The organism is Nocardia sp. NPDC023852 (genome assembly GCF_040639505.1).
In the GTDB taxonomy this organism is placed as follows: Bacteria; Actinomycetota; Actinomycetes; order Mycobacteriales; family Mycobacteriaceae; genus Nocardia.
The window spans coordinates 1-1,053 of the sequence record NZ_JBFAAB010000087.1; the positions used below are offsets into that span (position 1 = coordinate 1).

Consider the following 1,053-nt stretch of genomic DNA (forward strand, 5'->3'; position numbering starts at 1 on the left):
TGTCGTGGAGTTTGCTGGCGGGGATCGGACGGATCGAGTCGGGACACGCGGGGGGTGGGCGGACGGACGCGGCGGGGACGACGGTGCGGCCGATCTTCGGCCCGGTGTTGGATGGTCATCTGCCGGGCAACGAGGTGATCGGGTCGGTGGAGAGTGGGTTCGTGCGGGCGATCGGTCCGATGCAGTTTCTGCCGGGTACGTGGAAAACGTATGCCGCTGACGGAAACGCCGATGGGGTGGCTGATCCGAACAATGTGTTCGATGCGGCGTTGGGTGCGGCGAAGTATTTGTGTTCGGAGGGATCGAATTTGCGTGATCCGGTCCAAGAGTTGCGGGCGGTACTGCGGTACAACAATTCGATGGCGTATGCGGGGAATGTGCTGAGTTGGTCGGCGGCCTACCGCACAGGGGGTGCTCCCACCCCGGTGGTGGTGTCACCGGAGCTGGTCGAGCCCGGTGCCCTCGGACCGCTGCCGGATATGACCCCGACCCCGACCCCGGACTCCGCCGAGCAGTCCGGTGTGCAGGTGCCGGCCCCGGTGGCCCCGGCTCCGGCCGAGGTGATGATCACGATCCCGGGGCTGCCGCCGATCCCGTGTGGCATCTTCTGTCCGGCCCCGCCCGTACCGGTGGATCCCTGCATGGCGCGGGTAGTGCCCGCGCCGATGCCGCGCCCCGACATACCCGTTCCCGTCCCGCCGCTGCCCCCCATCCCGCCGGGCCGCAGCTACGGCGCAGGCACCGGCGAACCCTACGACCGCCAGATCCAGTTTCAAAACCCCCGGGTGCAGGATCCCCGCGACCCCCAGGCCGCCACCTGCACCCCACCCGACGGACAACCCCGCACACCATCCGACGGACAACCCAGCACACCATCCGACGGACAACCCGGCGCCGCACCGGCCGAAGGACCCCGCCAAGACGCCCCCGCCGAACCGGCCGAAACACACCAACCCGAACCCGTCGAACCCGCAGAATCCACCCCACCCACACCCACCCCACCACCCGGCATCACCCTCCCCTTCGGCATCGTCATCCCCCTACCCACACCCC

At 69.0% G+C, this 1,053-nt stretch carries 1 protein-coding gene; it reads left to right on the forward strand.

Annotated features, from left to right (window positions below; genetic code table 11):
- The coding region (locus AB0H00_RS32000; protein WP_357273691.1) for a lytic murein transglycosylase at positions 1-1,053 on the forward strand (1,053 nt) is incomplete at both ends.